Here is a 13,180-nt window from a genome sequence, read left to right as displayed (position 1 = left end):
TCCGCGGCAGGGCAGATTAGTCGGCCCGAGTCATTCTACCCGATTCCCTGAAGGGAATCGTCCCCCAGCAAGGGGTGCGCGCCGGAGAGTTCCGCGCGAGATTACCCTGGATAGATCTTAGGCAAACAGCTTGTGACGCATGCCCTAGATGTTTAGCAGTAGTCGCATTTGGCTCTCCTTGTCACGGTTCGTGAGCGCCAGTAGAGCGATGGATGCTTTGGTGAGCGTTTGGCTGCGGGCCAGGTTGGCTGTTTCGGTGGCGAAATCGGCGTCTTCGAGCGTACTGAGCGTTTGCAGGTTGATCACTTGCTGGTCTTCTCGCAGGCGCTCGATGGTGTCGAGTTCCGCCCGTTCGTAGGCGCCGATTGCCGCCCGGGCGTTGACGATGGCGGATTGCTTGTCTTCGACGAGTGCTAAGGCTGCTTCCATATCACCGTCGACCACGTTGGCTGCACCACCCGAGCGAAGTTCGTACAACGCCGCCGAATTGCTTACTCCAGTGGTTCCATTGGCAATTTGGTCTATCGCGTCGAGCGACGCGTCGATCTGCTGCTGATAAGCGGTAAGTTGCGATGGCGAATTGAACCCATCGGCCGCTGAGACCAACACGCCCCGCACTTCGTTCAATACACCTTGAACCTGAGTGATTGCCGACTCACGAATGTGTAGCTGCGAACGCTCGTAGCTGCTTGCCCGCGACTGTCCATTGAGCTCGACAATATCGCCTCGAATCTTCTCAGCAGCGATCAACCCGGCCGGATCGTCGCTGGCGTGGTTGATTTGCTTGCCCGTGCTCAGACGCTCGGTGGCAGTAAACACGGAACGCGCGTTGCGATTATGGTTGTTGATCAGCTGTCCGTAGATGGCTGAGCTGTTCTGCCCGAGTGGTGAGATCAAACCAAGTGCTCCTACAGAGGGGGCAAGGCCTAATGAAAAGAGGTGGTACGCATTGAAACAAATAGCTTACAAACCCCATTCGCCAATCGGAAAACCACAAAAAGGCGGGAAGCAATCGCGATGATGCCAAAAAGCAGCGCACGCAGCCTGGAGAGAAGCGACTCGACACTCGCTTGAAGTATGAAGTCCCACGATTGCTGGCTTCGTGGCATGGGAACTCGAGTTCGAATGCCGAGCAGCGCGGTGGGTTATTCGTCGGCGGCTTGGGGAGCCTCGGCCGCGGGGGCTGGCGATTCTTCGCTCGGTTCGTCTGAGTCGACGGGCGTTTCGGCTTGCGACGACTCTTGCTGCTTGGCCGCTGCTGCTTTCGCTTCTTTGGCCTGCTGCTCGGCTTCGCGTTTCGCCTTGGCTTCGGCGGCTCGCTTCGAAATAAACTTGAGCGACACCGAGTTGATGCAGAACCGCTCGCCGGTCGGCACGTTGTAACCGTCCTGGAACACGTGACCCAGATGCGAACCGCAGCGGGCGCAGGTGACTTCCACGCGATTCATTCCCAGGCTAAAGTCGGGCGTGCGGACCACGCGGTCTTCGGCCTTCGCGGCGTAGAACGCCGGCCAGCCGCAGCCCGAATCGAACTTGGTGTCCGACTCAAACAGCACCTGCCCACAACCAGCACACATGTAGTAGCCTGGTTTGAAGTGGTGGTCGTACTTGTTGACGTACGGGCGTTCGGTCCCTTTCTCGCGAAGCACGCGATACTCTTCGCGAGTGAGCAGCTTGCGCCATTCGCGATCGGTGCGGACCACTTTGTCCGACTCCTTCGCTTCGGCGTCGGTTTTCTCGGCGTCGGTCTCCGCGGTGTCGGCCTTCTCAGCAGTCGCTTCGGCCGGAGTCGCTGGTTGCTCGTTGGCGACCTCTTTCGCTGCGGGCGTATCGGTGGTCGCGGTCTCGTCGGAGTAGCTGTTACTCGCGAACAGAGTAATGGCAACTAGAAATAGGAGAGTGCTGGCAGCGATGAGCGACTTCATTGGGAACCCTTGGTTTAAGAGGGATGCGGTCGGCGACAGGCGTGAACAAGGTATTCGGCTGGGTACGGTGAACTCTACGATCGCGACGCGGCCATGGCAACTACAACTGCTGCGCGAGGGTGAAATATCGTACGCTGGCACCCACCGAGCGGGGCGATACGGCCCGTTTTGCCACGGAACAAGGCGGTTTTGCCTAGGCTGCGACTGGTCGTTGCAGCGGACGATGCGTCGCTACTCCTCTACTTTGCGGCGGCGGCGTCGGCGGCCGGTCGGGCGGAACATCCCGGCGATCTCGCTCAGCCCGGCGGCCAGGGCGTCGACCTCGGCCAGGGTGCTATACAGGTAGAAGCTCGCCCGGGTGCTGGCGGTAATGCCCAGCGAGTCGTGCAGCGGCTGCGTGCAGTGGTGCCCCGCCCGCACTGCGATGCCGCGCTGGTCGAGCAACTGGGCGATGTCGTGCGCGTGAGGCTGCGTGAGCACGAAACTCACCAGGCCCGCGCGATGCTCCGGCGCAGGGCCCAGGATGGTGAGCCCTTCGATCGCGCTGAGCTTCTCGTAGGCGTATTCCACCAGCACATGCTCGTGCTGGGCGATCCGCTCGAGGCCGATCGACTGCAGGTAGTCGACCGCGGCCCCTAAGCCAATCGCCTGAGCAATCGGCGGTGTGCCGGCTTCGAACTTGGCCGGCAGCCCGGCCGAGGTGAAACCATCGAGCGTCACTTGGCCAATCATGCTGCCGCCGCCGAGGAAGGGGGGCATCGCTTCGAGCAACGACTCTTTGCCATACAGGATGCCAACGCCGCTGGGGCCACACATCTTGTGGCCGCTGAGCGCCAGGAAGTCGACGTCCAGCTCCACCACGTTGGTCGCCAGGTGCGGGGCGCTTTGCGCAGCGTCGACCACAATCACCGCCCCTACCGCGTGGGCGCGACGAGCCAATTCGGCCACCGGGTTCACGGTGCCGAGCGTGTTCGAAACGTGCGTGACCGCCAGCACCTTGGTACGTTCGGTGAGCACGCTGTCGAGCTGCGACAGGTCGAGCCGGCCATCGTCGGTGAGCGGAATGTGCTTGACCACCGCTCCGGTCCGCTCGGCCAGCTGGAACCAGGGGACCAGGTTCGAATGATGTTCCATCGGGTTCAGCAGAATCTCATCACCCGCACCGACGTTCGCGTTGCCCCAGCTGCGAGCCACGGTGTTGATCGACGCGGTGGTGCCCGGCGTGAAGATCACCTCGTGGTCGAACTTGGCCCCGAGGAACTTCTGCAGCTTGCGCCGGGCCTCCTCGTACGAGTCGGTCGCCCGTTCGCTCATCACGTGAATGCCTCGATGCACGTTCGCGTAGCCGCGGACGTAGACGTCGCGCACCACGTTCATCACCTGCAGCGGGCGTTGGCTGCTCGCAGCGCTATCGAGAAACACCAGCGGCTGATCGCCATGCACGTGCTCGGCGAGTATCGGAAAGTCGCTGCGGAGCGATTCGGGGAGTAATTGCGCGGTTTCGACAGCAGGCATGGCGGAGCGTAGCAGCGTAGGAGGGGGGAACGATTTCGGCGGGGAGGCATCTCACACACACGCTCGCGCGTCCGCACCACGATCGCGGGCGGGGCAAAAACGGTGCGCTGCCTGGGGGGTGCGTTAAGCAGCAAGGCGACCAGCTTCGTGTGGTCGGCGCGTGCAGAGGCTCACTGGTTCCATCCTACGGGGCGACCAGCAACAACGGCAAGGAGTTGACTGCTACCTCAGTCCTGCGGAGGAGGGTCGGCCAGCCGGCTATCGATGTCGACCGCCCGGGGATCGCGGTAGTCGTTCAAGTTGAACTTGGGCATACGCCACGACATGCAACCGGTGCCGGCCGCAAGGCTGAACAGGAGGAGCAGGCAGGTAATCGTTCGACGGAACATGGCTGTTTCGCTGCAAATAAAGGTGGAAAGCGGGCGGAGTGTGGCAGACCACGGTCCGCGAGTCCAGAGCAGTTGCTCCGCTGCTAGCGGATTGCTTTTCCCCCTTCCAAAAAGCAACAAAACCGTCGCGCCTGCCGACCGGGAACTGCCCAAATAAAAAAAGGGGGACACTCTGCCTGGGTGGAGCTGGGCAGAGTGTCCCCGTGGGGGAACGGCTTCTTTTACGACGGCCTGCAGCTGGGCGCGGTTAACCCAAGCGGCGGCGGACCAGCCCAACCGCAGCGGCGGCAGCACCAAACATTACCAACACCACACTCGCAGGCTCGGGCACGGTAGTAAGACCCGCATTCGAAGCATCGGGGGCGAAGTCGGTAATCTGGTTGTTCGCCCCGAGTCCGACTCGAGGCCACAAATTCCAAGTGTAGTCTTCGGGAGCAAATCCCGTGGATGGGAACAACGACAACGGCAACTCGGTCGAGGCGATGGTACCGCCATCGATCGACACGCTGCCTGGGGCCAGGTCGACACTACCCCCGTTAAATAAGTCGACATACGAGCCAGTGCCATCGGGCCGGAGGATCAATACCGAGTCGAAAAACACTCCCGCTCCAATCGCGGGGTCGCCGGTCAGGAACCGTTCGGTTCCTTGTCCACGGTCGAGTCCCCATACGTACAACGCCCCGTCGGTCAGGCCGATGTCGTCGGCATGGGTAGCCGTAAAGGCGAGCGTATTGGCTTGCCGGTCGAATACCACTTCGGACGACAAAACGTCCAGGTCACCGTTGGCCGGACCAGAACTGTAGGTTGGCAGCAAGTCGCCTGCCGGATCGACCACGATTTCGGCACGAGCGATCGACGAGACAGTTGCGCAAAGTATCACTGCTAAAGTAAATCGAACCATTCAAAACATCTCCTAAGCTGAGACTCTAAGTGTCACCATCCAACCGAGTCCCCTAGACAGAGTTGCGATGGTGTTGCCCCTGATAAGGTGCTTGCAACTGGCCGCACGCTGGTTTTAAGACCACGGTGCATTGCAAGTAACGAAACAGGCCCTTGCGGCAAACGCGCTGTCGACAAGCAAAACGTTCGCCAAGCGAAATCACAGTTTCATCCTAGAAGGCAGGCAGCAGCGAACAATGACGATCATCGGGCAATAAAGGACAACTTCCGCCAACGGTCTGCGCGCAAATAGCAGGCTCGGGAATACCTCGCTAGAATTGGGGAATGGAAAGTTTCTCTTCACGGCGAGTTTGGGTTTGTGTGACGCCAGGCTCCGCGCCTTTGGATATTACCGGTCCGTTCGATGTGTTCCGCCGCGCGAACGAGGTTACCGAGTCGGAGTACTACGACCTAAGGGTGGTTGGCGCGCGACACCGCAGCGTCGAAACGTTCAGCGGCTTGGGATTCATGGCTCAAGCCTCCTTGGACGAGGCGGCCTGCGAGGGCCTGCCCCATACGCTGGTGGTTAGCGGTGGTAATCCCGACGTCCCTGCTGGCAGCGACGATGCGTACCTAGCCAATTGGCTTCGCGAACAGTCGTCCCGCATTCACCAAGTCTGCTCGGTTTGCTCGGGGGCGTTCCTCCTGGGCGAAGCAGGATTACTGGACGGCCGGCGGGCAACCACGCATTGGAGTTTGCTCGCGTTGCTTCAGCAGCGGTTTCCCAAGGTCAGCGTGGTCGACGATGTCTTGTTTGTCGGCGACGATAAAGTGTGGACCTCGGCAGGGGTAACCTCGGGCATCGACATGGCGCTTGCCATGGTCGAAAGAGATTTGGGGTATCAGGTTTCGCTAGCGGTCGCGCGGTTCTTGGTGTTGTTCCTCCGCCGCTCGGGGAACCAGCGTCAATTCAGCGCCCCGCTGGCGGGGCAACGAACGGAACGCCGCAACCTGCGCGAGCTGCAGGTCTACATCGCCTCGCACCTAAACGACGATTTGACCATCGACCGACTCGCCTCGGTCTGCAAGATGAGCCCCCGCAATCTGTCCCGCGTGTTCAAAAACGAACTGGGCCTCGGCTTGGGCGAGTTTGTTCGAGCTGTTCGCTTAGACGAAGCCCGGCGATTGTTGGAGAGCACCGACCTGGGGGTTTCGCAAATAGCCGTGAAAGTGGGCAGCGGCGACGAAAGCACATTGCGCCGCTGGTTTGCCGATCGATATGGGGTCTCGCCCACACAGTACCGCGAGCGTTTTCAGGCCTCGTCGCTCTGGATGCCCAGCCCCCAGCGTGGGGGCGAAAGCCAGGTGGCGGACTAGGATGTTTGTAGCCTCGATGTGCGGTTGCCTCGCAACCGAGTGCAGGCGAAGATACTTAGAACCACCCACCCTTCTACCGTTTGACCAACGCCATCCCCCCACTCCGCCATGCTCGACGCCCTCGTGATTGCTCCCCACCCCGACGATGCGGAACTTGGCATGGGCGGGGCCATCCTCAAGATGCAGGCGGCCGGCCTGCAGGTCGGCGTGCTCGACCTCACCAGCGGCGAGCCGACACCGCATGGCACGCCCGAGCTGCGGCAGCGCGAAACGGCCGCGGCCTCCAAGATCTTGGGTCTCCAGTGGCGTGAGAACCTCGGCCTGCCCAACCGCAGTTTGGAGCCGACGCTCGAAAATCGCGCGAAGCTGGCGGCCGTGTTCCGGCAAACCCGCCCGAAGTGGTTGTTTGCTCCCTTCTGGGTCGACGCGCATCCCGATCACACCGCGGCTACCAAGCTGGTGGACGACGCCCGCTTCTGGTCGAAGCTCACCAAGACCGACATGCCCGGCGAGCCATTCCACCCGCAGCGCATCTACAACTACTACTGTGTTCACTTGAAGATGACCCTCCAGCCGGCTTTCGTGCTCGATATCTCTGCCGAGTGGGAAACCAAGTTTGCCTCGATCAAGGCGTACGAAAGCCAGTTCATCACCGGGCGCGACGGCTCGTTCCTCGAAAAGCTCCGCGACGAAGCAAGCTACTGGGGCAAAACCATCGGCACCGCGTATGGCGAACCGTTCAACTGCCGCGAACCCTTGGGCCTCGGTACGCTGACGGGATTGGTCTAGTGCGGACGACGAGTTGCGAGAGGTCTTACGGCGGTTGAAACAGATTGCCGACGATGCTCAGGTCGAAGCACGGATTGAACAGATGGACATCGAACAAGAAGTGTCGCAGATTGTTGCCACGGCTGTTTCGCGGTAAAACGATCGACGGTGAACCGAGTGAAATCTCGTTTGGTTGCTCTCGATTTCGTTCGCTCGAACCTACGAATCTCGCAAGAAAACTTCGCTTTCTCCCTCGACCACTCTGCGGGCCCAAAACCGTGCGATTGCCGACGAGTCGTGTCGTTTGTTTGGCTCGTTTTGGGACTGGTAATCACGCGATTTCGCGGCGAAGCTTGCGAATGACTCGACAATTCGCGTTCGTCCACGCGAATTCGGGAATATGCAGTGACATTTTTTCTTGTGCGGTTTTGCTACACGCGATGCAAAGAGGGTGTTGCACGATCCAACAGATGACGGGTGACTGAAATCTTTGACAGTCTCAGAATTGAACGTCCATTTGATGGACAGGTTTTTTCGCTCGTGCTATAGCGGCGTTTCTCGCTTGCCCGGCGATTTATTCTAGGTACCATGTCATCAGCAACGCACACTCGGAACAACAAAACGCGTTGCCGTTTCGTCGGACGAAACTCCCGCCGCAAGAGCCAATCGCTGGGCACGCGGCAATCCGCCCAGCAGTCTGTTACCCACACTCGTCGACCCAGCTCCCAAGTTTGGTTGCTAGCGATCCATTGCCTTGATTGGTGAATGCTGGCTGAAACCAAACCCACTTTGGTTCGTACACGGTAGGTAAGGGTAAGACTGTCGCCAACCTTCGCTCTCCCCTTGAGCCTGGTTGGCGACCAGAGAAACGCGCGAGCTTGGCAACTCGCATTCGTGGTTCGAACAGATTAGCGATGATTGCTTGGCCGCGAATCTCTTCTTTTTCGGAACTAGAGTAAGGAGGCAACCAAAATGAGTGTTGCTGATAACTGGGACACAACTCAAACGAGTGGAGCGGCAGTGCCGATTTCCAACAACCAGACAGCCGTCGTGCGGCATCGCATTGCCGAGGTACGCCGACAACAAGGAGTATCGGTTCGCAGTATTACCCGCAAGCTGGGACTCTCCACCGAAGAGATTCGTCGACAGGAGGATCCCACGTGCGACCTTACCCTCTCGCAGCTCGCCGCATGGCAGAAAGCGCTCGAGGTGCCGCTCGCGAATCTGCTGGTCGACTCCGACGCCCCGCTGTCGAGCCCGGTGCTGCATCGGGCGAGGTTGCTTCGCATCATGAAGACCGTGCAGGCGATTCGTGAAGGTACCAACGACAAAGGTACCGAGCGGATGGCCATCATGCTCGCCGAGCAACTGCTCGAGATGATGCCCGAACTCAAGGAAGTAAGCGGCTGGCACACCGTTGGCCAGCGGCGCACGCAGGACGAAGTGGGGCGCATCGCCGAACGACCGATCTCCGATTATTTCGCTCAAGACGCCCTCCGGTAGCAACGAGCGTTTGCCCCGGCGGCCGGCTGTGCTACTGGATACTCCGATACGACCTCGCTCCAGCCGGCCGCTTTTCTGCATCCATTGATTACCCCTCGCGTTACCCCCCTCCCCTTCTCCCCCCGCGCGGCGGATTCTGGCAGGCAGCGCCGGATACACCCCCCGCCGGGCCAGGAGGAGAGAACCTCAATCCTCTCAGTCGAGGTTCTGGGCTTGCTATCGCGAGCCAATAGTGCACGATTCCTTCCAGTTTTCGCTGGAAATTGGCCATCGATGGTGTTCTAATGGACAGGTGACGTGTTGTCCGTTGTTTGTCGTCAGTGGTCCGTAGTTGGAGGATGGAAAGATGTAACCGAGTGAAGATCAAATCGCTCGAAACCATCTACCACGCAAGCGCGCTGTAGCGATGCCGCTTGTGTGGGCGTTCGCTGCTGCGCGTGTGGCAAAGCTGTAGGCTTTAGGCTGTAAGCGGTAGGCTAGATCTTTCAGTCGCTGGAAGCTCCTTCAAGATGACATTTCTACATCCAACTCCCAACTCCCAACATCCAACTCCCAACCAGAATACTTACCCACCCATGGGAATCTATTTTGAGCAATTTGAGAGGAGGAGTGGCCGTAACCCATGAAATACCAACGACTTGCGATAGATTCCCACTGCGAAAATAGATTCCCACTCGATGCGTTTTGGGAAATGGGAATCTATTCGAGCGCGAAAATCCCTGGTTTTATAGAGCGGGCGAAGATTCAATTTTCCCATCGGTGGGTAAATTGGGAATCTATTTGCCGAGCGTTGGGAATCTATCCCGCCGATGCGGGAAGATGCAGACCTGGACGGATGGGAGAGCAACAGGATGGGATGGGTAAGTTCATGATTGGATGCCAAGCGCCGACGGGTTTCCTGCTGCTATCGGGATGCCTGGATCCCCTCCTTCTCTGTGCCACCTCCAGTGATTTGCCCCCTCCCGGTCGAAAAAACGAGGGAGTTGGGAGCTTGCGTGAAGTTTGCTGGTATTTCCGGCGTTTTTTCGCAGCCACGCCCGGTTTCGGCCCCTTGCTAATCTGGGGGATAGTTGGTAATCTTCGGGACTTCGCCAAACTCTCGCTACCCATTCGAGCGAGCGTCGCCCAGGCGTCGGGCTTGTGAAGTAGTCGGGCCCGGCCGCAGTTTGCGAGCGACCCGCCCTGGGGTGGAGTTAGCGTGTAAGCAGATAATTTCCGCGATTTGTGAGTGCGATCGATGAAAACTACCATGATTAAACCCGCCGATGTCGAGCCAAAGTGGCTGCTGGTGGACGCTACCGACAAAGTAGTGGGCCGGCTGGCCAGCGACATTGCCGTGCGGTTGATGGGCAAGCATCGCCCCACCTACACCCCGCATGTCGACACCGGCGACTTCGTCGTGGTGGTCAACTGCGACAAGGTGCACTTCACCGGTAAGAAGTGGGACCAAAAGAAGTACACTTGGTACACCGGTTATACCCGTCAACGGTCGATCACGGCCGGCGAGCAACTTGAGCGGCATCCCGAGCGGGTGCTTCGCGAAGCCGTGCGTCGCATGTTGCCGAAGAACAAGCTCGCCCGCAAAATGCTGGACAAGCTCAAGATCTACTCCGGTAGCGAACATCCTCATCAGGCCCAGAACCCCGAAACGGTGGAGCTGGCCGTTAAGTAATCCAAGCCTCACCGCCTGGTTTACTCCCGATCCTCGAATCCCGATCCCTGAATCCAACTCATGGCCGAAACCAAAGTACTCGATGCCCTTGGCACTGGTCGCCGCAAGACCTCGGTAGCACGTGTTCGTATTCGTCCCGGCAGCGGCAAAATCACCATCAACAAGCGCGAGCTCGAAGAGTACTTCGTGGTTCCGCAAGATCGCAACGCCGTGACGGCTCCCTTGGAGAGCTGCGAGCTTCGCGACAAGGTCGATGTGATCATCCGCGTTCACGGCGGTGGCAACACCGGCCAGGCGGGTGCCTGCATGCAGGGTATTGGCCGTGCTTTGATGAAGTACGACAGCGACCTGCACGAGAAGCTCCGCGAAGGCGAATACCTCACACGCGACTCGCGTATGAAGGAACGCAAGAAGCCCGGTCTGCACGGTGCCCGTCGTGGTACTCAGTTCTCGAAGCGTTAATTCGCCGACGAGACCAGCCGAATCGCTCAAACGGCCGAATTCCTCCGGGATTCGGCTGTTTTTTATGCGCGGATGCCTTCCTCCTCTCCCCACTCCCGATCATCTCGCTTCGCGATAGGCAAAACAATCGTTGCAAAGCTAGCGTACTCCAAGGACAATAGAAGCTCTTGTTCGCCACCTCTCTGAATCACCAAGCACCTATCTATCATGCCTCGGTTTGCCCCACTCGCCACGCTGGTTGTACTCTCCCTCGCCGCCACCTCCACCGCGCTGGCGGGTAAGGTGCGAACCTGGACCGACTCGACCGGCAGGTACACCGTCGAGGCCGCGCTGATCGCGTTCGACGAGCATCACATCGTGATCGAGCGGGAGAGCGACAAAGCGCTCGGCACGGTCGACATCGACAAGTTGTCGGAAGCCGATCAGCAGTACCTCGCGTCGAAAGAAGCGATCGACGAAGCCGATCAGGCGAGCGGGCAGCTGCAGAAGTGGACCCTAAGTAACGGCCTGCAGATCACCGGCCGGCTGGTCGACTTCGGCCGCAAAGAGATGGTGCTCCGCCGTAGCCGTGGCAACATCTACGTGAACGATCGCATGTTCGACAACCTGCCGGAGGTCTATCAGAAGATCATTCCGCTCGTGGTCGGCAACGCAGGCAATAAGGTTACCGACAAACGCACGCTCACTTCCTGGCTTGCCAGCCGCAAGGGAGAGCCACAGGAGTTCACCGTCGACGGCGTCGTGCTGCAGCTAGAGAACGGCGACGAATACGGGCTGCCATTCTTCTTGTTCAGCAAGGAAGATCGCAACGTGCTGGAGCCTGGCTGGGAAGCCTGGCTGGCGGCGAACACCGACCAGGACTTCGACGAGCAGCAAGAGGAAGCCTTGAAGATGCAGGTGGAAGCCGCCCGCTATCGTCAAGAGCAAGCCTACGATCGGCACATCGCCGAGCTGCAACTCGGCATGCAGGCGGTCGACGCCGGCGTGACCAGCGTGTGGGAAGTCACCCTCTACCCCGCGGCCGGCAACAACGGCCCGCCGCTGTGGGTCACCGGCTTCGCCCGCGACAGCCGCCAGGCCACGCAGATGGCCCTGACCCAACACCCCGGCTACGTCGCCGGCCCGGTGCGCCGAGTGAGCCGTTAGCGACAATTGGTAGGGTGTATGCAATACACCACCAGTAGAGCAATCCATCATCTCGACCTGGCGGCCCTCAGTGCGCTAATCGCTCCCGCTTTCCAGAGCGATTTTGCATGGGCCGAAGCGTACTCAGGGAAGGTCGCTTTCAACACCTCGCGCACTTGCCCCGCGACTGGGTCGAAGAACCCCCACTGCCGCTCGGCATCAGTTTCCAGTCGCCATTCGCTGCAGGGCATGCCTATGCGCAGCGTCGCCCAGCCATCGGCACTCCCAAGTGTCATAAGGGCTGTCGGCTTTGGAAGGCATTGCTTCATGACATACCACCAGGAGTCGTCGTCAAGCAGCAATCGCGACATCCTTCGAACCATCGCTTGATCCAGCGGGCGCTCCTCGGTCAATAAGCATGGCGTCCGACTTATATCATGGGGGTCGAGCAAGGCACAGGAGCCTTCGCTAGCGCGACTCAATATCGCAATGGTATCGCCGCTCAAGATTTGCTCAATGGAAACTCGCTTCATCTTAAACCTCTTGTTGCCCCCACCCGTCAAAATCGCGAAGCGAACGCTGCTTGATTCATTGTAAAATCTCATAGCGTCATTCGTGCTGGCACCAGCGGCCGTAGGGTGCATGAAATACACCATGGATCGGCTTTGGGGTGACTAACTGCCTTTGCGAAGCATCATCTCCCGCTTGGTATTGCGTGCTTGCTCGGCATCGCGATCGACTATCACGATCAGTGAACTTCTAAAGTGGTATCCGCGGCCTTGCCAGATTGGTACCTCACTGGGGAGGTTGCGAGGGATGCCTGAGAAGCTTCCTGTTTCGTAGGCTGCCAAGTGGACGACTTTGCCGACGTATCCTTTTTCAAGCTCTGCAATCTGTTCCGAATTTAGGCTTCGAGCCTTCTGTCCCGTTTTCATCTCGTAGAGTCTGAAAGAGTCATTCACAAGGCGACTATCAGCATGTCTTAGCGATCTGAATTCGATCAATTGCGATTGCGGTAACAATTTGCCATTTGCGTGGGTGACATTTAGCAAGTAGTCATGATCGTACGCTCCTTTGTTAGGAGTTGGATTCGCGACTACTTGTGCCTGGATCTCGACGCACGTTCCCAGCGGCATTCCCAGCTTTCCGATCACTTGGCGGCGGTTTAGCTCTTCCAGCGTTATCGGCTTCTCGGCCGGGGCTGCTTGCTTGGCTATCGGAGTCGCGGCAGCTTCTTCGGCACCGGCCCGTGTTGTGAGCATTCCAGTCAGTGCTGCGAGCGTTATAGCGGCTACCAAAGTCATGCGTTGTCGCATGCGGACCTCCTGAAGTTGTAGGGTGCGTGGCATGCACCTGTTGTAAACTTGTTTCACGTTCGTTGCAGGCGAGGGCGTTTCAAGCTTGGCCGACGCAAGTCATTGTATCATTCGCGGTCAGCGGAGACTCGTCCAGCAAGCGATCGATGCTTCCACGCCTTGCCAAATACCACCAATAGTTGACCAGCAACGCTTGCAGTGGATAATCCAGGGATCGCTTGAACGCCTGATGCCCGCTGAACAGGAGCC

Annotated in this window: 14 protein-coding genes; 7 read left to right on the top strand and 7 right to left on the bottom strand. The window is 59.1% G+C overall.

Translation table 11 applies throughout. The features are described from left to right. Positions 1-144: 144 nt before the first annotated feature. The 5 genes from Pan181_RS24370 to Pan181_RS24355 all read right to left on the bottom strand — a co-directional run bounded on the left by Pan181_RS24370 (position 145) and on the right by Pan181_RS24355 (position 4,730). Positions 145-897: a flagellin gene (locus Pan181_RS24370; RefSeq protein WP_145251376.1), complete on the bottom strand. Its 753-nt coding sequence runs from the start codon at positions 895-897 to the stop codon at positions 145-147. Positions 898-1,145: 248 nt separating this feature from the next. Then, on the bottom strand, positions 1,146-1,925 hold the full coding sequence (gene msrB / locus Pan181_RS24365) for a peptide-methionine (R)-S-oxide reductase MsrB (RefSeq protein WP_145251374.1): 780 nt from the start codon (positions 1,923-1,925) through the stop codon (positions 1,146-1,148). Between the two features lie 231 nt (positions 1,926-2,156). Further along, positions 2,157-3,440, bottom strand: coding sequence for a cysteine desulfurase (locus Pan181_RS24360; RefSeq protein ID WP_145251372.1), 1,284 nt, complete (start codon positions 3,438-3,440; stop codon positions 2,157-2,159). A 227-nt stretch (positions 3,441-3,667) separates the two neighbouring features. Continuing rightward, complete coding sequence (locus Pan181_RS26385; protein WP_197528667.1) at positions 3,668-3,829, bottom strand: hypothetical protein; 162 nt, start codon at positions 3,827-3,829, stop codon at positions 3,668-3,670. Positions 3,830-4,076: 247 nt separating this feature from the next. Next, positions 4,077-4,730 carry a PEP-CTERM sorting domain-containing protein gene (locus Pan181_RS24355; RefSeq protein WP_145251370.1) on the bottom strand — a complete coding sequence of 218 codons (654 nt, stop codon included), beginning with the start codon at positions 4,728-4,730 and terminating at the stop codon, positions 4,077-4,079. Positions 4,731-5,053: 323 nt separating this feature from the next. Between Pan181_RS24355 and Pan181_RS24350 the strand changes: the two genes are divergently transcribed. The 7 genes from Pan181_RS24350 to Pan181_RS24325 all read left to right on the top strand — a co-directional run bounded on the left by Pan181_RS24350 (position 5,054) and on the right by Pan181_RS24325 (position 11,636). After that, a complete protein-coding gene (locus Pan181_RS24350; RefSeq protein ID WP_145251369.1) occupies positions 5,054-6,085 on the top strand; it encodes a GlxA family transcriptional regulator in 1,032 nt (343 codons plus the stop codon). 108 nt (positions 6,086-6,193) lie between these two features. Next, positions 6,194-6,874 carry a bacillithiol biosynthesis deacetylase BshB1 gene (bshB1, locus tag Pan181_RS24345; RefSeq protein ID WP_145251367.1) on the top strand — a complete coding sequence of 227 codons (681 nt, stop codon included), beginning with the start codon at positions 6,194-6,196 and terminating at the stop codon, positions 6,872-6,874. A 13-nt stretch (positions 6,875-6,887) separates the two neighbouring features. Next, on the top strand, positions 6,888-7,010 hold the full coding sequence (locus Pan181_RS26830; protein WP_261342242.1) for a hypothetical protein: 123 nt from the start codon (positions 6,888-6,890) through the stop codon (positions 7,008-7,010). An 815-nt stretch (positions 7,011-7,825) separates the two neighbouring features. After that, positions 7,826-8,356 (top strand): hypothetical protein, encoded by a 531-nt coding sequence (locus Pan181_RS24340; RefSeq protein ID WP_145251365.1) that lies wholly within the window; start codon positions 7,826-7,828, stop codon positions 8,354-8,356. Positions 8,357-9,584: 1,228 nt separating this feature from the next. Continuing rightward, entirely contained in the window at positions 9,585-10,028 is a 444-nt protein-coding gene (gene rplM, locus Pan181_RS24335; protein ID WP_145251363.1) for a 50S ribosomal protein L13, read from the top strand. A 60-nt stretch (positions 10,029-10,088) separates the two neighbouring features. Beyond that, on the top strand, positions 10,089-10,490 hold the full coding sequence (rpsI, locus tag Pan181_RS24330) for a 30S ribosomal protein S9 (RefSeq protein WP_197528665.1): 402 nt from the start codon (positions 10,089-10,091) through the stop codon (positions 10,488-10,490). A 207-nt stretch (positions 10,491-10,697) separates the two neighbouring features. Then, on the top strand, positions 10,698-11,636 hold the full coding sequence (locus Pan181_RS24325; RefSeq protein ID WP_145251359.1) for an SHD1 domain-containing protein: 939 nt from the start codon (positions 10,698-10,700) through the stop codon (positions 11,634-11,636). A gap of 47 nt (positions 11,637-11,683) precedes the next feature. Here the strand turns inward: Pan181_RS24325 and Pan181_RS26380 are convergent, their stop codons facing one another. Beyond that, positions 11,684-12,148 carry a hypothetical protein gene (locus tag Pan181_RS26380; protein WP_197528664.1) on the bottom strand — a complete coding sequence of 155 codons (465 nt, stop codon included), beginning with the start codon at positions 12,146-12,148 and terminating at the stop codon, positions 11,684-11,686. 141 nt (positions 12,149-12,289) lie between these two features. Continuing rightward, complete coding sequence (locus Pan181_RS24315) at positions 12,290-12,964, bottom strand: hypothetical protein (RefSeq protein ID WP_145251355.1); 675 nt, start codon at positions 12,962-12,964, stop codon at positions 12,290-12,292. Positions 12,965-13,180 lie beyond the last annotated feature (216 nt).

It is taken from the genome of Aeoliella mucimassa (genome assembly GCF_007748035.1).
GTDB lineage: Bacteria > Planctomycetota > Planctomycetia > Pirellulales > Lacipirellulaceae > Aeoliella > Aeoliella mucimassa.
This window is presented reverse-complemented; position numbering and strand designations above follow the sequence as displayed.